Source organism: Catonella morbi ATCC 51271, assembly GCF_000160035.2.
Taxonomy (GTDB): domain Bacteria; phylum Bacillota; class Clostridia; order Lachnospirales; family Lachnospiraceae; genus Catonella; species Catonella morbi.
The window spans coordinates 760,659-781,216 of the sequence record NZ_KI535367.1 but is presented as its reverse complement, the minus strand read 5'-3'; the positions used below and the strand labels follow the sequence as shown (position 1 = coordinate 781,216).

The 20,558-nt window shown below is 37.7% G+C and carries 16 protein-coding genes; 3 read left to right on the top strand and 13 right to left on the bottom strand.

Annotation, left to right across the window (positions count from 1 at the left end; translation table 11 throughout):
• Window positions 1-239: 239 nt before the first annotated feature.
• Entirely contained in the window at window positions 240-2,093 is a 1,854-nt protein-coding gene (locus tag GCWU000282_RS07010; protein WP_023354363.1) for an IS1634 family transposase, read from the bottom strand.
• Window positions 2,094-2,415: 322 nt separating this feature from the next.
• Between GCWU000282_RS07010 and GCWU000282_RS07005 the strand changes: the two genes are divergently transcribed.
• Entirely contained in the window at window positions 2,416-3,774 is a 1,359-nt protein-coding gene (locus GCWU000282_RS07005; RefSeq protein ID WP_023354362.1) for a citrate/2-methylcitrate synthase, read from the top strand.
• Between the two features lie 142 nt (window positions 3,775-3,916).
• Here GCWU000282_RS07005 and GCWU000282_RS07000 read toward each other — a convergent pair whose 3' ends face one another.
• The 4 genes from GCWU000282_RS07000 to GCWU000282_RS06985 form a co-directional block, all read right to left on the bottom strand.
• Window positions 3,917-4,216, bottom strand: coding sequence for a hypothetical protein (locus GCWU000282_RS07000; RefSeq protein WP_023354361.1), 300 nt, complete (start codon window positions 4,214-4,216; stop codon window positions 3,917-3,919).
• Between the two features lie 509 nt (window positions 4,217-4,725).
• Window positions 4,726-5,553 carry an alpha/beta hydrolase family protein gene (locus GCWU000282_RS06995; protein WP_035039700.1) on the bottom strand — a complete coding sequence of 276 codons (828 nt, stop codon included), beginning with the start codon at window positions 5,551-5,553 and terminating at the stop codon, window positions 4,726-4,728.
• A gap of 62 nt (window positions 5,554-5,615) precedes the next feature.
• Window positions 5,616-6,527 (bottom strand): alpha/beta hydrolase, encoded by a 912-nt coding sequence (locus tag GCWU000282_RS06990; RefSeq protein WP_023354357.1) that lies wholly within the window; start codon window positions 6,525-6,527, stop codon window positions 5,616-5,618.
• Window positions 6,528-6,581: 54 nt separating this feature from the next.
• A complete protein-coding gene (locus GCWU000282_RS06985; protein WP_023354356.1) occupies window positions 6,582-7,703 on the bottom strand; it encodes a family 43 glycosylhydrolase in 1,122 nt (373 codons plus the stop codon).
• A gap of 133 nt (window positions 7,704-7,836) precedes the next feature.
• On the opposite strand from GCWU000282_RS06985, the gene GCWU000282_RS06980 reads away from it, so the two are divergent.
• Window positions 7,837-8,610, top strand: a complete 774-nt coding sequence (locus tag GCWU000282_RS06980) for a helix-turn-helix domain-containing protein (RefSeq protein ID WP_023354355.1) — start codon at window positions 7,837-7,839, stop codon at window positions 8,608-8,610.
• Window positions 8,568-9,416 (top strand): IS3 family transposase, encoded by an 849-nt coding sequence (locus tag GCWU000282_RS06975; protein ID WP_023354354.1) that lies wholly within the window; start codon window positions 8,568-8,570, stop codon window positions 9,414-9,416. The genes GCWU000282_RS06980 and GCWU000282_RS06975 overlap by 43 nt, the downstream gene beginning before the upstream one ends.
• A gap of 41 nt (window positions 9,417-9,457) precedes the next feature.
• Here GCWU000282_RS06975 and GCWU000282_RS06970 read toward each other — a convergent pair whose 3' ends face one another.
• The 8 genes from GCWU000282_RS06970 to GCWU000282_RS06935 form a co-directional block, all read right to left on the bottom strand.
• Window positions 9,458-9,817, bottom strand: coding sequence for a glycoside hydrolase family protein (locus GCWU000282_RS06970; RefSeq protein ID WP_156913124.1), 360 nt, complete (start codon window positions 9,815-9,817; stop codon window positions 9,458-9,460).
• A gap of 144 nt (window positions 9,818-9,961) precedes the next feature.
• Window positions 9,962-10,867 carry an AEC family transporter gene (locus GCWU000282_RS06965; RefSeq protein WP_023354352.1) on the bottom strand — a complete coding sequence of 302 codons (906 nt, stop codon included), beginning with the start codon at window positions 10,865-10,867 and terminating at the stop codon, window positions 9,962-9,964.
• Between the two features lie 19 nt (window positions 10,868-10,886).
• A complete protein-coding gene (locus GCWU000282_RS06960) occupies window positions 10,887-11,711 on the bottom strand; it encodes an MBL fold metallo-hydrolase (protein WP_023354351.1) in 825 nt (274 codons plus the stop codon).
• Window positions 11,712-11,728: 17 nt separating this feature from the next.
• Window positions 11,729-14,281 (bottom strand): hypothetical protein, encoded by a 2,553-nt coding sequence (locus GCWU000282_RS06955; protein WP_023354350.1) that lies wholly within the window; start codon window positions 14,279-14,281, stop codon window positions 11,729-11,731.
• A 46-nt stretch (window positions 14,282-14,327) separates the two neighbouring features.
• Window positions 14,328-15,728: a glycoside hydrolase family 5 protein gene (locus tag GCWU000282_RS06950; RefSeq protein WP_023354349.1), complete on the bottom strand. Its 1,401-nt coding sequence runs from the start codon at window positions 15,726-15,728 to the stop codon at window positions 14,328-14,330.
• A gap of 15 nt (window positions 15,729-15,743) precedes the next feature.
• On the bottom strand, window positions 15,744-17,243 hold the full coding sequence (locus GCWU000282_RS06945) for an MFS transporter (protein ID WP_023354348.1): 1,500 nt from the start codon (window positions 17,241-17,243) through the stop codon (window positions 15,744-15,746).
• A 124-nt stretch (window positions 17,244-17,367) separates the two neighbouring features.
• The gene (locus GCWU000282_RS06940) at window positions 17,368-17,877 is read right to left on the bottom strand and encodes an alpha/beta hydrolase (RefSeq protein ID WP_330365817.1); all 510 of its coding nucleotides are present in this window, start codon (window positions 17,875-17,877) and stop codon (window positions 17,368-17,370) included.
• Window positions 17,878-18,116: 239 nt separating this feature from the next.
• Window positions 18,117-20,558 (bottom strand): GH36-type glycosyl hydrolase domain-containing protein, encoded by a 2,442-nt coding sequence (locus GCWU000282_RS06935; protein ID WP_023354346.1) that lies wholly within the window; start codon window positions 20,556-20,558, stop codon window positions 18,117-18,119.

The following is a 20,558-nucleotide window of genomic DNA, read 5'->3' as shown; positions in this document are numbered from 1 at the left end:
TTGTATAGGGGTGGATTTTTTATCCGAGAGATTTACATATTCTTAAAATTAACAATAGAAAGTTGTAACAAAATTGTAACAAAATACAAAATTTGTAAAAAAAGACTAGATTTTTACGATTTGTAATGATATAATCCCGTTTTCGACAGTTAAAAAATATTAAAAGGCGTAAACCCTTGAAAATTAAAGGATATTACGCCTTTTTAAGTGCTGTAAAAATGTTGTATCCAAAGCTTATCTTAAAATTTTTTACGACATTTTTTATTAAGGTCTTTCGGTAGAAAATTTTTACGGTCAAGACCAAGGGCGAAAACTCCTTCCAGTGCTGTCAGTGCTTTGGAACCGGTATATTGTGACACATATGCCATGTCGGATATATTTGCAATCTGCATATTCTGCATTGTTTCAACTATGTTCCGTGTTGTGAGGTGGATTTCTTTACTGAATGAATTCAGTTTGACTTCCAGTAACCTGTAAATCAGTAGGGCTGTGTAACAAATCATGAAGTGAGCAATTATTCTTCCTCTGTTCCTGTGGAAGTACGGTCTTGATGAAAAGTCTGTTTTAAGTATCCTAAAGCAGTCTTCAATCTGATATCTCTGTTCGTTTATTGCGATGATATCTTTGACATCGTCATCTAAATTTGTTGCTATGGCGTAGAAACCGTCATACTTTTCCTCTTCACGGATTCTGTCATTGTCAATTTCGTATGTGATTTTATCTTTACCAACTTTCTTTATAAAGCGCATTACGTCATTTGGCCCTTTCTTGTATTCATCAGGATCCATTTTATCAAGGATTGACTTTGCTCTTTCGATCTGACGGTTTCTGATAAATCTCTGATATTCCATACTTTTTCTTGAAAACGTTATAATTACATGCTGCTTCAGGCATGCCTTGGATTTTATCTTTTTTATTTTACCGTTTTGTAATATTTTTTCCTCATAAAGCCCTACATCTAAGAGGGTGCTTGCTTCGATAACCTTATAAATCTTATCGTTGTAGAGGCTTATGTTATTGGCGTCCTTCTTGTCAAACCGCTTCATTGCCGAAATTGTAAGGGGCTTATCATCAGAAAGGCGTCTATAGCCATAGTCATTAAATACTGCTTGTTTAAGGGTATCGGAAAGTTTCTTAACTGACTGTGTCACAACGAAAGCTCTGCCGCCCATGCTGTTAAAGTTCCTTATGTGGTATGAACCGAGTCCGGCATCAGCGCAGTAAATGAATTTTTTATTCTTACCATTAAACATTTTGATAAGCTCTTTTTCAAGGGGAATGGCAGTTGTCTGCTCATTTGTATTTCCCGGAGCTAAGCACATTGAAACAGGAATTCCGTCAGTATCCATAAAAAGCCCCATCTCTACAAGAGGGTTCGGTTTATGGTCTTTAGCAAAACCGAATTGTCTCAAACCTTTCATAACCTCACCGGTGACTTCGTCAACATATTCCAAATCCTGAGTTTCAGCTTCACAGTAGTAATTGGTGCAGTCGTAATAACAAACGGTGGTATTTCGTTTATGTATTTTGCCACTTTCCCTAAAAAGATGAGAAATGTACTCATCGAAGTTATCATAGAGCAAATCCATAGTCCTCAGGATGTGCTGATAACCAAAATCGGGTTCCTCATAAAATTTGCCAAGCTTTTCAAAGCTTCCAAGTTTTGAGTCCGGGTCAAGTATCCTTGAGTAAGTCAGAAATCTGTTGACCAAATCGGGATTAAATGAGATTTTTCTATTTTCAGTTATTTGGTCAAAAAACTTATCAACCTCAAGAAGGCTGTATAAATGTTGAAGGTAAAGATAGCCTATGTTTTTGAGTGTGCTTTCGGATGTCTGTACATTACGATGCTTTACCCTTTCAGTGAAATCAAGACGAATCTCCAGCTTCGCCTGCTTAGTATTATTCACTTTCTCGTTATACCGGGCGACATAGTCTTTTGCATATGCCAAAGGGTTATCCGTGATGTTTAGAAGTTCCGAATGTTTACCAATTTTCTCAATATTTTTAGTTGTGGTTTTATTGCCATTTCTGATTCCCATCTGAACATAGTAAGTTGGATCAATGGCTTTTGTGTTATATCCTAATTTCATAGAAATATTATATCACACTTTTTAATAAAATACAACAGTTACAACAAATATATTATTTTAATTTGACAAAGAAATATATTAAAAAAAGCCCATTTTTCAATGGACTTGATGATTTTGAGCTATATATTACAAGGCATTAACTGTTGAACTCCCGTGCCATATTGTATACCATGTTGCTTGGTATTACAAATACATTAAACCAATACTTTGTTATAAAATATTCTTATATCATTTTTATTTCATATACATATTTATCTATATCGTGTATAATAATATATAATTAGCTGTATAATTGTATACAACATTTTCAAGGAGGTAGTCTATGGCTTATAAACTGAATATTACACCTGAAATTGAGAGACTTACCGAGGTCTGTTTAGAAAATTCCCGAATAAATTCCGACCTTTATAAAGAACTTGACATAAAGCGCGGGCTTCGTGATATTAACGGTGCCGGAGTAAGAGCCGGACTTACTAAGATTTCAACCATAAATTCTTTTAAAATGGTTGATGGAGTAAAAACTCCCTGCGACGGCGAGCTCTACTACCGCGGTATAGATATTCACGAACTTACCGATGGATTTATAAATGAAAAACGCTTTGGTTTTGAGGAAATGACCTACCTTCTCCTCTTTGGCAAACTTCCTACAGATGATGAACTGGCTGATTTCATCAAAGAGCTTGCCAACCAGAGAGCTCTCCCGCGCAATTTCGTAAGGGATGTAATTATGAAGGCACCAAGCAAGGACATGATGAATACTCTTGCAAGAAGTGTGCTTACTCTTTATTCATATGACTCTCTTGCAGATGATATTTCCCTGCCAAATGTTATGCGGCAGTGTCTTAATCTGATAGCTGTCTTTCCTATGCTTTCAGTCTATGGTTATCACGCACATAATCATTATAATAACGGAAAGAGCCTGTATATACACCAGCCTAATAAGTCACTTTCTACAGCTGAAAATATACTGCGTCTGCTTCGTCCTGATAAGAAATATACCGAAATAGAAGCTACAGTGCTTGACCTTGCCCTTGTACTCCATATGGAGCATGGCGGTGGTAACAACTCTACTTTTACTACACATGTAGTAACATCTTCGGGCACTGATACCTACTCAGCTATAGCTGCTGCCCTGGGCTCTCTTAAAGGTCCTAAGCATGGCGGTGCAAATATCAAGGTTATGCAAATGTTTAAAGACTTAAAAAATACCGTAAAAGATCTGACAGATGAAGATGAAGTAAGCGCATACCTCAGAGGGCTTCTACATAAAGAATATTTCGACAAAAAGGGACTTATCTATGGTATGGGACATGCCGTATATTCTATATCAGATCCGAGAGCAAATATTTTCAAGGGCTATGTGGAAAGGCTTGCAAAATCTAAGGGTAACGATGCAGACTACGAACTTTACAGTATGGTTGAAAGGCTTGCACCAAAGATTATCAGCGAGGAAAGACATATATATAAGGGTGTAAGCGCAAACATCGACTTCTACAGCGGCCTTGTTTACCATATGTTAGGGCTTCCTCCTGAACTCTACACACCTATTTTTGCCTGTGCAAGGATAACCGGCTGGAGCGCTCACAGGCTGGAAGAACTTATAAATACCGACAAGATAATAAGACCTGCTTATGTAAGTGTTCAGGATAATGAACCTTATACATTCATGAAAGACAGATAAAGTTTTATATATAAAGGAGAGGTGCCGCAAGGCAAACTTCCCCGCCATAAGCTGTGCATCCATCGGAAAGATTTCTTGTTAAAAAATAACTCCCGGTCATAAAAGAAACGGGAGTTATTTTTATTGTATCAAGTTTATGTTCTTAACTAAGTTCTACCTTAACTGCCTCATAAGGCTTAAATTCATTTCTGAGATCGTAAATATTGTGACCGGTATATTCACCTAAAAGACGTTCGTTCAAAGAATAATAACGCACAAATTTCTTATCCGAAACAGAGTTCCAATGCTCTACATTCCAGGTCATATAACCGTCCGGATCTGTCTTCTCCGATTTCAAGAAAACATCAACCTGTCTTCCTGAAATCAATGTGTCAATAAGTTCCTGTTCATCAAGCTCTACCGTAGTTTTATTTACAGTATCATAAACTTTTAACTTTTCCATTTTTTTCTCCTTCTAAATATAAGATTTCACCCCAATGACATATAAGCTATAATGTGAGTGTCAAATTCTTTCAACACTGCATCTGTCCATATCATTTATATATATGATATCCTCATTTATAGCTAAAGTCAATTATTAACCTATTTTCATTTATAAATTTTAAAGGTTTTTATAAGGAATAATTTCAACTCCAAATTTCTCCTCAATTGAAATAAAACCAAATTTCACAGAATAATATATCTTCCTTATCCGCAAAAATTTGGTTTTGATTTTTAATCTATAATCTGCCAATATCTTAACAGAATACCGCCCTTATTGCAATTTTACTTATGCTTATATCCGGTATACATAGCCAAAATAAAACAGATTGAGGCTGCTACTGCCCAAAATTTATGATGTTTCATGGTCTTACCCTCCTTTTTATTACAGGTTGATTTTACCCATTTCATTATAACAGAGCTTTGTATTTATATGCAACTATAATATCCCAGGATTTTGCAGTTACATAATCACATTTCATGTTTTGATGACAATATAAAATTATATATTTCTTCTGCAGCAATTACCTTATATTTTCCTGAAAATACATGGGGCTGTCCCGGATATATTATATATTTACATTGTTGGCTATAATATGCAGACAACTGAGCCGACATTGCTTCCGGTACAATTTCATCGCAGGTTCCCTGTAATAAGAGCACCGGATTTCCGTACTTATGTACGTCATATGCACTTTCTGCACACATAGCCTCAGGAACTAAATTCATTGCAGGATATTGAAGTATAATTCCTTTGATATCCTGTGTATGTGTTACAGATGCAGCTGCAACTGTGGCTCCACCCATACTGCTTCCCAAAAGATACATCTGTTTTTCATCAACAAACGAAAACTCTTTCACAGCTTCAATTACTGCATTCAAATCCTCGACCTGCTGCAAGACCTTTTGTTCATAGGAATTATCTCCTTCTCTTGGCACTTTTCGAAACCAGTATCGTCCTTTAGGGCCGGTGCTTCTCTTTGTCCAGCCGTAGAAATCAAATGTATAGCATGCAATTCCGCTTTTTGCCAAAGATTTCAAAGTAATTATATCAGATTTATAATTGCTGTCGGCTCCATGGGCATAAATTACTGTTGGAAATTTGCTTTGCATATTATCTTTTTTTGGAATCAGCGCCTGACCGTATAGGTTGATTTCATCATACTTTACACGTATTGTCTTTCTTTTATAAGAATACTTTTCTTCACCGACACATTTTGAAATGCCTATAAAACGATACAAACATAAAACGGTTATAATAGTCAATATAGCTATAATTAAAAAAATTTCTATTCCCATTATTTTTTCACTTTCTACCGCATACACTTATCAAAAGTTGTAACAGTGTATTACAGGCATTACTAAAGTTTATATATTAGTTTTTTGAAAAACTCAATTTCATCAAGGTTACATTTTTTTGCTTCTTCCAAGTTCATATTAACATGGAAAACATGCCCCATATGCTTTTCACCTTCATGTCCATACAGTTTATATTCTGTTACTACTCCTCTTTTTTTTAACAGTTCATACATCGGTTTTGCTTTTTCTTTCAAAAAATCATACCATGAAGTCATAACAAATGCCGGCGGAAACTGATCTGTAATATACTTGTTTACGTTTAACTTATCCTGCAGACATTCTCTATCTTTCCCAAGATAGTCTTGCAAAAGATCATTCATATCAATCGGCTGTTTTTCTTCTTCATTTTTCATTATTGCCTGCTCAGTAATATCATACATTCCGCAATTTAACGCAATTCCTCGAATATTCAATTTCCTTGGTAGCACAAAGTCATACATTTTAGAAAATTCCGGATTTGAGTAAATTGTACAATAATGACTTGTTAGTTGAGCACCTGCTGAATCACCGACAAGAAATATGTTTTCAATGTCCAGTTTGAACTTTTCATGCTCATTTTCTATCCACTTTAACACTTGATTGATTTCTCCAAGTTGAACAGGAAACTTATATTTGGGAGCAAGGTGATAATTAAAATTCACAACCGCAAATCCTTGCATAGCCAAAAACATTCCATAATGAATATAAACCTCTTTTGTACCATAAACATATCCTCCACCATGGATATTCACAATCACAGGTAAAACTCCTTCTGTTTTTTCAGGATAATAAACATCCAACAAGTTATATTTATCCTTAAATGCATATGGGATATTTGTTATTTTTTTAACTTCTTTTGGCTCTTGCAAATTTTTATCTCTTTTTTTATCCTCAACTGCACACAATGCTTTAAACAATTCTCCTGTTTTTGACATATTTGTTCCCCCTTATCTTGACTATCTAATCCACGGTTTACATATTCATCTGCTTCATGTTTGTGAGGACAACTTTTGGGGGTTAAACTTGATTTTTAGCATTTCAATCGTGTCTCTACCCTCATATTCAAAGTACAATGCGTGTGTTCCTTTTAAATCTATCAATGTACTGTATCCTTCCCACTCTTTAGCCGGATTTATCTGTATTTCACCGACAATCTGCTTATCATCTGTTAATATATAGAGTATCCCTCTTCCTCTTCCTCTGGTAAAAACCGTCACTTCTGTTTTTCCATACATATTAAAATATTTATATCCGATTAAGGTATTTTTCCTTATATTCGCAATATATCTTTCGTTATCACTATGCGTGATCATTGGATGTCGATACTGACGAATAGTATTTCCCAAATGCGGCATATGTCCATCTGTCAAAATACAGGCAATGGCTGCAGGATATTCACCCTCTCCTGCGAGCGGACCGCTATTTAGTCCGCAAGAAGTCATTTCTACCTGAGCTATTTCCCCATCCTTTGATATAGTTATTTTTTCTGCACAACCCTGCCGGTTAAATGAGTTCAGGTGCGTCTGACGATGATAAAAAATATACCATTCTCCATTTACCTTTTCAATACTTCCATGATTATTCCCGGTAGCTGCTAACCGCTCACTTTCTTTTCTTCCGTTTATCCCAATATCACCATTTGAAACAATGACACCTCCATAATGGAAATCACGATCCGGATATCTGCTGGTTGCATAACATAATTCATGATTTAGAGAAGATGAATATATAAAGTAATACAATTCTCCGATTTTTCGAATTGAACTTGCTTCAAAAAATGCATGACCTTCAAATTCCGTTCCTTCTGCCATATTTTCACCGGGAAGCATTCTTACAGGTTCACCTTTGACAGTCAGCATATCATCTTCCAATTCAACTACATTAGCTCCCATAACGCTTTGAGGCTCATTAAACAGTTCTTCCTGCGACTTATGAAACATATTTTGCATCATCTCTTGATACTTCTTTTTAGACATTGGACTTTTTGGCTCTTTTTGAGTAAGTGCCCAACCGTAATACAGCAGGATTCTTCCACCGTCATTAATAACCGCAGGATCAAAAGGGATGAAGCGGTTCATTTGTCTTCCATCTGCATATCTGACATCACCCAAGTATTCGTATTTCCCTGCAGGTGTATCACATACCGCAACGGAAATAGGACCGTCAAAGCCTCCGTTGATATGCTCCCTTCTAGGTAGACAAGAGAAAAAATAAAATCTCTTACTGCCTGGAAGGGAGCATTTTATGTCTAAAAGCAAGATATCACATTCAGAGAAATTACAGACAGTATATCTGATATTAGAAGGTAAAGAATCACTCCGACATGCTGCTGTCAGATTGGGAATCAGTCTCTCCTCCATACAACAATGGATAAGCATTTATAAGAGTGAAGGTGAAGGAGCCTTTCTTGTTACAGTAAATAAACGGTATTCAAAAGAGCTGAAAGAGCAGGCAGTATTGGATTATCTCTGCGGTCAAGGTTCCCAACAGGAAATCTGCCAGCGCTATGGAATCAGATCAAAAAGTAAGTTACAAAACTGGATAAAGAAGTATAATAGTCATGAGGAGCTGAAAGTTTCCAGGACAGGAGGAACATTTATCATGACCAAGGGAAGAAAAACAACCTTCGATGAGAGGGTGGAAATCGTTCAATACTGCATTGGACATGACCGTAATTATGCTGAAACAGCAGCTAAATTCGGCATTTCCTATCAGCAGGCACGAAACTATATCGTAAAGTATGAAGCAGGTGGAGTGAACGCTCTCCAGGATAGGCGCGGCCGACCAAAGCCGGTTGAAAAAATGACTGAGTTGGAGAAACTCCGTGCCGAAAACAAGATTCTGCGTGCCGAAAAGGAACGAGCCGAAATGGAGGCATCTTTCTTAAAAAAACTCGACAAGATAGAGAGGAGGCGGGCTAAGCCTGGTCAGACACGGACAGGTCTATCAGGCAATCAAAGAAGAACACGAAGAGCATGGTTATCCGATTTAGTGCGCTCTGCAAACTGGGATCTGTAAGCCGTGCGGCATACTACAAATGGCTTCACAGAGAGAAACCTGCTTATGAAGCAGCAAATGAATACGTTGCTGATGAAATCGAAAAAATCCATATGGCCAGCCCTGATAAGGGCTATCGCAGAATACGGGATGATCTGGAACGTTATCACGGAATCAAGACAAATGATAAACGAGTGCTTCGGATCTGCCGTAAGAAAGGGATTAAGTCCACGATCAAGTATTCCAATAACGGATGTACAAGACAGGCGATAAATCCCCAGTTTATTGCGGATAACATATTGAACAGAAATTTCACAGCGGAAGCTCCAAATCAGAAATGGTTGACGGACGTCACAGAATTCAAATGGTATGATGAGAACAATGACAAGCATAAAGTGTATCTTAGCGCGATACTTGATCTCTATGACCGGCGGATTGTCGCATATGTGATCAGTGACCATAACGACAATCGTCTGGTCTTCAATACGTTTGATAAGGCGATTGTTTCCAATCCGGGAGCAACACCTATGTGTCATTCTGATCGAGCATTTCAATATACCAATCGGAACTTTCATGCCAAGCTTGAGGCTGCGGGTATGACACAAAGTATGTCCAGAATAGCCAAATGCATCGATAATGGCCCGATGGAAGGATTCTGGGGCATTTTGAAACGTGAGCGGTATTATGGCAATCGGTTTACAGTCAGAGATTCTCTTGTGAAAATGATAGAGGATTACATTGAATACTACAACACCAGACGGTTACAACGAAAACTGGGAATTTTAACTCCATTCGAGAAGCACGAACAATATCTGGCGGCAGCATAAAAACTGCCACCAGATTAAAACTATCTGATGGCAGAAAATTTTTATTTTTTTAATTGTCTACTTGACGGGAAGCAGTTCACGTTTCCTTCCTCTCCGCCCATTGTATAATACAAATAATATCTTCCGTCATTACCCTGAACAACATCCGGAGCATACATTTGTCTGCGTTCTTTATTGGAATGTGGGTCCTGATCCGCACGGTAAATTGTCCCTTCACACTTCCAGTCTTTTAAATTGTCAACAGCCGCTGAATATACCACATAATCTAACTCGCAATAAGTTGTCCCTCCCTCTCTGTCATGGGAGCCGAAAATATAAAGGCGATTACCTATAACATGCGGTTCTCCATCCGGAATGTATTCATTAAGCGGCAAATATGGGTTGTAAACCTGTTTCATCATTTCATCCTCATTTCTCAACAAAACAATATTTTTCATTTCAGCATAACTGCAAATTCATAATCTTTCTCATAGTCATGTTTAATATTCTAAATTCTTTAATTTTCTCTCTTTTCACAAATCTCATATCTTTCACTTTTTATATGTTTACATCAAAATCCTGCTCCATATCATCAATGTTAAAACGGATAATAAGGTTGAGCAAATAACAAGTCTTGCTCCAAATTGAGGCTCTACATCGTATTTTGCAGACAAAATGCTTGTTGTAGCTCCTGCAGGCATTGCAGTTAGAAGAACAGCTATATTTAATACATTATCTGATATTGGCAGCATTTTTACAAGCAGGAATACAGTTGTCGGAAACACCAACAACCTGTGAAAACAATATAGCCAAACTGTTCTATCCTTAAATGAGTTTAACCGTATATCACTTATAATCATTCCAATCACAAGCATTGAAGCCACCGTATTGCATGTACCTATTGCAGTAATTGTTTTACTTACCAAGACCGGCAGTCTAAATCCCGTAATCAGAATAACCATCCCTATGAAGCAGGCTATAATACAGGGATGGGTTAATGTTTTCTTACATGTTTTTTTATAATCAACTTCCTTTGAAAAAATTGAAATCCCTTCTGTCCACATCATAACGCGTAAAGGAATCAGAAAAACCGATGCGAGCATAAGCCCATATGCCCCAAACATCCCTTCTGCTATCGCGTTTCCAAGAAATCCGGCATTTGAGCATATCATGCCATAGCAAAGACATTTCTTTCTTCCTTCATTTTCTCTTATGAAAGATATCTTTCCCCAAATTACCGCTAGCATCTGTATTATAATAGATATAAACAATGCAGCCGTAATATCGCTTCCCATCTGCTTTTTAAAATCCATATGGAACGATTGAATAATGTTACATGGAAGAATTACATTAATTACAAGATTAGTTAAACACCTTTGCCCTTCATCTGTGATAATTCCTGCTTTTTTAACCAGGATTCCTACCGCAATAAGCAAAAATATCATTCCCTGTAAATTTAATAATGTCTCCATTTTGTTACGGTACTCCTTTTTATTCGTTCACTCTGTCTTTATCATAGACAATATTTCCCATAATTTGTCCGTTTTCATTGAAATGTTCTTCGGCATACGCCTTCCATCCGGTTCTACCGATAAAACGAAACGGTATATCATCTGTTGTTCCTTTTTTGATTTCCTCGCATACACATATCACCTCAGAAATCATATTTACAGAGGCTTCTGCTTCTCCATGCGACAAAAGTACCCGTTTATATGTACCCTGTACTTTTTGTAACAGTTCTTTCAGATTATTCTCATAGCTGCTAAGTCCGAGAGATGTCTTATCAAATAAAAAAGTAAAAGAATTACAGGCATCTCCCAGAAGCAGCAACCTGTCTTCCTGCAATAAAAATACGAAAGAGCCGGGCGTATGGCCGCCACACGAAAAGCCCTTAATATGATAGTTTCCCAAATCTATAATGATTCCATCGTATAAGGGAATAAAGTTTTTCAAATCTTTTTCCGGAAGTAAATCGTCCATATTGTATTTACCTGCAGATGAGGTTCCATTCAAATATTCCACACGTCGATTGATTACATGGTGTGCATTATAGATATCCAGGTCTAATGGGCTCATGTATACCTTTTCAAATTGTACCGCTCCGGGTGCATGATCCAGATGCCCATGAGTCAATAGTACGGTAATCGGCTTATCAGTAAGGCTTTTTACATATGATCTTAAATCACCAAGTCCGCATCCGGTATCAATAAGTACCGCCTTTTCTTCTCCCTCTGCCAAGTATGCAAACACATCTCCCGGTAATAGGATTCTTTTTACATGTTCCGTAATTGTTTGATATTCAAAGTAATTCTTCATCCGGGCATTTCTCCTTTTTAGCAAATCCAAACTTCACCTTCAAATCCGAGCCGCGGAATTTCCCTGGCTTGTGACAATTTATCCTTTACAGCTCCATACAAAGTGGAGGCTATATCAATACACAAGGTTACCTTTTCCATATCTTCATACGGCAGATGATAGCGATACGGAGTTCCGATGCATCTGCCCGCATTTTCACCATCAATCCATACTGTAACAGCTTCCGAAGCACCTTTTAACCATAACTCTTTTATATTTTTCAAAGAAACCTCAGCCTCATACCTAATAGTTCCGGCAAAGTCAGGATAATTCACATATAAATCTCCTAATTGCCTGATTTTACCCAGATTTTCCCATAATCCCGGAGTTTTATAGGATGATACTGATAAATTCCATTCATCTATCTGTAGCACATCCCACTGTTTTTCTTTATGAGATAACACTTCAGTAGATACTTCATGTTCCAATACCTCAGAAAAAACAGCCATTTCACCGGGCTCTAATATAATTTTACTCTGAAATTCCTGCACGTTCATATAAAGCTGTTCCATCATATCCACGCGAAGAAGTTTTGATTTTTCCCTTTTAACCTGCTGCACTATCATCTCCGCTTCAACAGATTGTTTTAAAGATGTATTTAGTAATACATGGAGGATTTCACCATTTTTCTCATACGTGCTGCAATGCACCCACTTAGTATGTTCTCCTTTAAGCTTTACAAACTGCTGCTCTGCATTTTCTGAAACCTGAGCTAATGAAATAACAGGAATTGAATTAACTTCTTTTAATATTTCCCCTTCCAAAGACAGCGGTTTCCCGTCAATAAAATAAATTTGAATTCCTTTATTTTGTACCTCTTCAAGAAGCTTTGCATCCTCTCTGTCCATGTATTGAATTTTCGGAATAAACAATCTGCTGTACTTCCGATTTCTGATACATATTTCTCCTGCTTCACAGATTGCAGCTTTTAAGTCATCCATACAAACCAGATGGTACTCTGTCTGGTGTGTAATCAATTCTTTTCCTATTTCACAGTATGGTTGTGTATCTCCCACCCAATCGAATTCTGCTTCAAATAGAACTGCATTTTTAACAACAGCTTCTGAGTTTGATAATAAATCTGCCATTTTATTCATATAGCAAAATAATTGTCTGATAGCTGCAAACTGAGGGTTATTACCCTCCGCCCAAAAATGCGGCGGGCAGTCTGCATCAGGAAAGCTGTTGTCTGTAAATGCATGTGGAACAAACACATTAATGCCATGGAGCAGCATATAGTCTGCCATCCATTTCATAAATGTAACTCCCTCCGACCATCCGTATGCGCCGAAAAGTTCGCACATTGCGCGTCCTTTTTGTTTTTCCGAATGTGCCGCACAAGATGCTGCTAACTGCGGTAATCCGTATAAATAAAAATCTTCTTTTTCAGGTAAAAGGCTGTTTAAAACCACATCAATTCCCGCCATATCCTGTTTGCGGATTGCCCTGAAATAATGTCCTGTCCCCTGTCCCAAGCGCTCATAAGAAGGAATATCTTCCACCACATGACCTATGTACTCTACTTTATGTTCACTGCACCATTTTGACAGTTTTTCCGGAAAATTCTTCTCATATTCTTTTGTTACAAGATCCATATATAACCTGCACAATTTACGGTCTTCCCCCGGCTGATCACTTTTCATTCCAAACAAATACGGCAAGCTGATCCGGAGATCATATGGATAACTTTCTTTCAATTGTCGGTATATTTTATCACTCCAAGGCAAAGGTTCTGAGACATCTCCCGTTCGCAGTACATCCCCGTATCCGATATTTTTCAAATTAAAGAATCCCGGTTCATCAGAAAAAAATCCTGCAATTGTGTTCCCAAACCAGTCTGAAAAATGTTTATAGTGCGGTTCATATACTGCATTGATTAACAAGTCTACCGATTCAGGTTCTAAAAAAGAAATTGCATCTGACAGAAACTTTGATGCATGAATCTTTCTTGTAATAATTACTAATCTATAGCTTCCCTCAGGTACTGTTATATTTAGAACTCCGTCTCGTATCCGGTCTGTCAGACATATAACATCTTTTATTATTTCTTTATTTCCTCTTGTTTCCGTTTTTCCTAAAAGGACTTCTACCACTTTTTCTTTATAGTATTTCGGGATAAATTCTCCGGTTTCAGGATCGCAATTTAGTCTTTCTTCTATATTCACATATAAATCCGAAACAGGTCCTAAAATATCCATATGTTGCTCTGTCAGACAAATACGCTTTAATTTCTCCGGTGCATGCTCTGCCGCTCCGTTTGCCGATCCTGTCGGAAAATGAGCGTCATCCAGAATCCAGACTTTCATGTCTTTTTCCTTTGCTTCCTCCAGTATCACTTCCACATCATGCCACCAGAGAGAGCCTGCAAAATCCGGATGTGGTCTTGCTTCAAGACAAACTGCCCTTGCACCGCTTTCATAAATGACTTCAACCATCCTTTTCTTTTTTTCATCAGATGCACCATGCATCCATAGAAACGGTAAAATATAGTTATCAGGACCTTTTTCCCATATCTGCTTTATTCTGTTCATATCCTTCCTCCAAATTAAAAGGAGCTATTGCAAGCTCCTTTTTAAATTACTCACCATCATGTTCTGAAAGGCAAATATGATGCTTTCCATCTTCCTTTGCCCGGATAAGTACATAAGATGCATTTGCAAACTCTTTAATGATTTTATAATACATTTCATCATTTAAAACAACATGTACATTTTTATAAGGCAAATAACATAGAAGGTCTGTTCCGTCCCAACTTACTTCCAGCATTTTTTTCTGACGGTTGTAATGATATTTAATTAATCTTCCCTTAGTCTCTACCGGATATCCTCGCCTCAAAGCATCATAATTTTGATCTTTTTCCATACCGGGAAGATACTGCCAATATGTAGAACTCCACAGATATTTTTCAAGTATAAGATTCATTTGTTCAATCAGATCATTAGTAAATGATTTGCTCGGAAAAGCTCCCCACTCACCTACAATAACCGGCATCTTAAGTCTTAACTGACTCTCTCTTTTTTCTGCAAATAACCGAATAACATTTTCCTGATTGAAATTCTCATAATTATCACTATCTACAACAGAATCATATCCATGCGGTGAATAGATTTGCCAGGTCTTTCCCTCCTGACCGGAAACTCTTGTAATACCGGTTGAAAAAGTAGCGCTGGAATAAATATTTCCGCCCACAATCAAAGCTTTATCTGTCAATGGTCTGATTGCATCTTCCACATTTTGATAAAACGACATAAGGGTTTCTTTATCCCATTTCATAAATGCTTCATTCACAATTTCACTCATATACCCCTGGCTTTCAGGGGTTATTCCCTGCATTGTGGCAAAATCAAACTCCGGATATTTTTCTTTTGTTTTCATTGCAGCAAATCCAAAGGTATTTCTTGCAAGACTTCCCATAAAAGGTTCATTCATTGGTTCATAACCGATAATATTATCATGGCAGTCCATAAAACGGACTATATATTCCCACATTGAAATGTAATGGCACATCAGGCCAATCCCATCTTGAGCCTTGTCATTATTCCAAAAATGCTCTGCCGCATTGATAATCGCATCGCTGCGAAGATACGCATCAAACCACATTGCGCAATCAGTTGGATGGAATGCACCATCTGTAATTGTTGCCCATTCAGGCGCACCGTCTCCGTATTTTACCGACCACAAATCCTGATGCATATCCAGTAAGACGTAAAGTCCGGCTTTCTTTGCTTCACTGACTACTTCGCTCACTTTTTTCAAATATTCATCATTATATTTTCCGGGACAAGGCTCTACCCCATCCCAAAAGATTCCAAGACGGATGACGTTAAATCCCTTTTCTGCAAATTCTTTGAACACTCTTTCATATTCAGGAAATATATAACCCTTTTCTTTTTCTTTGCATACGAAATTGATGCCCTGAAAAAGGATTTCTTTCCCGTCTTGATTTAAAAATCTGTTACCTTCAGCATATACTTTCATAAGTGCTCCTATCCGCTATTTTCTGGCTGCAATGATTTTTGCTTTACGATTTTCTTTTCTTTCAGCAAGATCCTTATTGATTTCCGGAAGAACTTTATCCAAATCATAACGAAGCATGAAAACAAACATCATAATGAATGCAATCAATGGAATATAAATTGAAAATGCAAAAATTGCTTGTTTTGTAGCCTCTGTTACAACTGTCATTTTAGGGTCATAGTTTGCAACTGCAAGACACCATCCAACAATTGACGCCCCGAAACCTGATGCAATCTTCATACCGAAACTGCTTGCTGAACCGGAACGTGCTATAATTCTCGCTCCAAATTTATGTTCGTTATACTGAATGTTCATTCCTCCGATTACGCCGCCGACACACATAGGAGGAATTGTAGCAAATGTACAAATACAGCCTAAAATTGCGTTGTACCAGAAATCGTATGGATTGAGCAAACGGAGTGCATTTGCAACTGCTCCCAGGAAGAAGGAAACTCGTAATGTTTTTACGGCCCCGAGCTTTTTGATCATTGGCATAGCAAGAATAAATCCAATGATTGTCGGTATCATACCTATTCCTCCAAGAATGGCAACTAAATTGTCATTCCCATAAATCCATTTGCAATAATAGGTTCCTGAACTGTTCGTCAAGCCGTATGTAATTTGGTTGAATAAGTTAACTACTAACCAAATAATCCAATATTTGCTCTTAAACAAACATTTTATTGCTTCTAACATCGTAAGTTTACTGTCTGCTGCATCCTGTTCTATGCTAAATATATGCTCTGCATACTCATCATCTGTCATTTCTTCCGGTTTCTTTTCTTTTATCTGTGAGATTATACGTCTATCTACCGCAGATTCTTTTGAGCATTTCCAACATATTATCATATTAATCAAAATCAGAGTCCCAAAAACTGCTCCCATTTTTATCCAGGCACTCTGATCTCCACCAAGCGCATTGGTAATCGGAATAACCGCTACTGCAATCACCATTCCAGATACATAACCTGCCGCAGCTCTCCAAGTGCCCATAACTCCTCGTTCTTCCTGGCTTGGTGTACGAATCATCATTATTGCACCATATGGAATACTGATTGCTGTATAAAGAATTGCTGTCATCAAAAGATTGGTGATACACATATAAATCAACTGTATAGTCTGATTTGCCCCCTTTGGAACCATAAACAGTAAAACAAGCATAATTCCTGCGGGAACTCCGGCTCTTAACAACCAAGGTCTGTATTTTTCTTTACCCGGTTTTGTACTGTCACAAATATGCCCCATAATTAGATCTGTAAAAGCATCAACTATTTTGCAAATAAGAAACATTGTGGCAATTGCCCCTGCTGCCGCCCCTACTTTATCTGTGTAAAAATACGTTAACTGTCCTACCAGTCCACTGATAGCATTTAAAGAAAACATTCCCAGTGAATCCGCAAAGTAATCAAATATATGCATTACTTTTGGAACGCCCTGCTTATCCAGGCGTACAGAGTTACTTTCTCTCTTACTCATAATCTTCTCCTCCCTTATAACTTGGTTCTCACAATTTCCTGCCTCTTCAGTTCCGGTTTCATAATATCAGGTTATAGATCTTTTGTATTGTAATTTTGATTTTTATATTATAATTTTATGCTTTTCATGAAATTAAACTGCATTTCCATAATTCTTTTAGCCACTGCAGGCTAAGCGGAACCCATTGTGCAAATCTTTCATTAATAAATTCCGGATTCATATCCGCTGTCAACTTTGTTCCCAGTGATAATCCGTGCGCCCCCTGTGTAAAAATATGCACTTCCATTTTTACTCCATTTTTTGCCAAAGCAGAAGCAAATGTTAATACATGTTCCGGAGGAGTTACTTCATCCTCTGCCGTAGAAAACAAAAAACAAGGCGGTGTATTTGCATCTACACGTTCAATAATATCTGAGCATTCCAGCGCACGTAGTTTGCTATGTACAATTCCCGGATATCCTAACAGCAGGCAATCGGGTCTTCTTGGCCCATAGACGGCACCGGCTGCAGCCAGATGCCCTCCCCCGGAAAACCCTAACATTGCAAGCTGGTTTTTTGCAATGCCGAATTTTATTCTGTTGTCTTCGATTAGTTTTAACCCTTGCTGCACATCTTCCATGGGATTTTCTATCACAGCATCTTTTTTTTGCTGTAACCGTCGTATATTTAAGTACGAATGCCTGAAACCCCTGTGCAAAGAATGTCATTGCAACCGGTTCTGCTTCTCTTTCACTGCAAATATAAAATCCTCCTCCCGGCAGAATCAAAATTGCCGGATACGAATTCAGATTTTTCATTTCTTCATTTGGTGTATGAAGATACGCTGTCAGCTGAGCATACTGATTAATGCTATACTGCTCTGTTTTCATTTTATTATTCCTTCCCCAGCCAAACATCTATATGATATTCTTCCTTATTTTCTTCAAAAGGAATAATAGTTCCTTCGACTTCTATGCCATCCACAATTAACTTCTTCACCCCTTTTTCCACTCCACCGGGATTGTGTACCTGAATATTGTAAACCTGTCCTCTATAATTTCTTGTCACTGTAAAATCACCAAATTCCAGTGGAATACAAGGATTTACTGACAGTCCGTTCAATGTAGGATAAACCCCAAGAATATACTGTGACGCATTAATAAATGTCCAAGCTGCCGTTCCCGTTAACCAGCTGTTTTTTGCCTCGCCAAATCTAATTGCATCCGAACCCGCAATCATCTGTGAGTAGACATATGGTTCCGTTCGATGCACTTCACTAAATTCCTCTACATATGCAGGGCAGGTTTTTTGATAGACATCAAATGCACGTTTTCCATGGCCAAGTACAGTTTCAGCAATTGAAATCCATGGGTTGTTGTGGCAAAAAATACCGCTGTTTTCTTTATATCCCGGTGGGTAAGAGCTTACTTCTCCAAGTTCCAGATGATAAGTAGTATAGGCCGGTGCTAAAATACGAATACCATACTTTGTATCTAAGCAATGTTCCACAGAAGATAATGCTTTTTCTGCCAACCCCTCTTTTACACCGATGTTAGCCATGGTACAGAATCCCTGTGGCTCAATATAAATTTTTCCTTCTTCGCAAACATGAGAGCCCACTTTATCTCCATTGGCATCGTACGCACGAAGAAACCATTCTCCGTCCCATCCGGATTCTAAAACGGCCTTGTACACCTTTTCAACTTCATAATCTGTACGTTTTACTTCATCGTCCTGCCCGATTAATTTACATAAATCGCCATATTCTTTACCATATTTTACAAACATACCCGCAATAAATACGGATTCTGCCACAGGTCCTTCACTCGGCCCAAATGTCTGGAAAGATTCACCCGGGTGCGCAGAAAAACAATTGAGATTCAGACAGTCATTCCAGTCTGCTCTTCCAATCAAAGGAAGTCCATGTGGTCCTTTATGATTTACCGTAAAATCAAAGGATCTTTTCAAATGTTCCATTAATGTCACTTCGGTTCCGATTTCATTATCAAAAGGAACCATTTCATCAAGGATTGACACATCTCCTGTTTCCCTTACATACGCGCTTACAGCCGCAATCAACCATAATGGATCATCATTAAATCCACTACCGATATCTGCATTTCCTTTTTTTGTTAACGGTTGATATTGATGATATGCACTGCCGTCCTTAAACTGTGTAGATGCAATATCAATGATAAGTTCTCTGGCTCTTTCCGGAATTAAGTGTACAAATCCCATTAAATCCTGACAGGAATCTCTAAATCCCATACCACGGCCGATTCCGGATTCATAGTAAGAAGCAGAGCGCGACATGTTAAATGTTACCATACACTGATATTGATGCCAGATATTTACCATACGGTTTAATTTTTCATTTTTTGTTTGAACGTTAAATTTGGCAAGTAATTTTCCCCAGTATTGCTTCAGCTCCTGAAAAGCCTCATCTACTGCTGCATCGGAATAATACTTGTCAAGTAACAGTTCAGCTCTTTTTTTATTGATTACTCCTTTTGATTCCCATTTGTCTTCTTCCTGATTTTCTATATATCCTAAAACAAAAATATACCTTTTTTCTTCACCCGGATTTAAGGTGACATTCAATTGATGGGAGGCTATAGGCGACCATCCGCTTGCAACAGAATTGCTGCTCTTTCCTTTTTGCACTACCTCGGGATTTTCCATACTCCGATACTCACCCAAAAATGCATCACGGTCTGTATCGAATCCATCAATCTGTGCGTTTACCGCATATACTGCATAATGATTTCTCCTCTCTCTGTACTCTGTTTTATGGTAAATTGCTGAGCCTTTAATTTCTACTTCTCCGATACTCAAATTTCTCTGAAAGTTTTTCATATCATCATCTGCATTCCATAAACACCATTCCAAATATGAAAATACCTGTAGTTCCTTTTTTTCTTCAGTATTATTTTTAAGTGTCAGGCTGCTAATCTCACAGGCATCATCCAAAGGTACAAAAGTAAGCAGAGAAGTCTCAACACCATTCTTTTTGGAGAGAAATTTGCTGTATCCCATTCCATGATGGCATTCATAAGAATCCAAGCTCTCTTTTACCGGTTGCCAACCCGGATTCCAGATAACATCATTATCTTTGATATAAAAATATTTTCCGTTACAGTCTGCCGGTACATCATTATAACGATATCTGGTGATACGCATTAGCTTTGCATCTTTATAGAAAGTATATCCCCCTCCTGTATTGGATATGAGGCTAAAAAACTCTTTGTTTCCCAAATAGTTAATCCAAGGAAGTGGCGTTTTCGGTGTCTTGATTACATATTCTTTGTTCTGATCATCAAAATATCCAAATTTCAT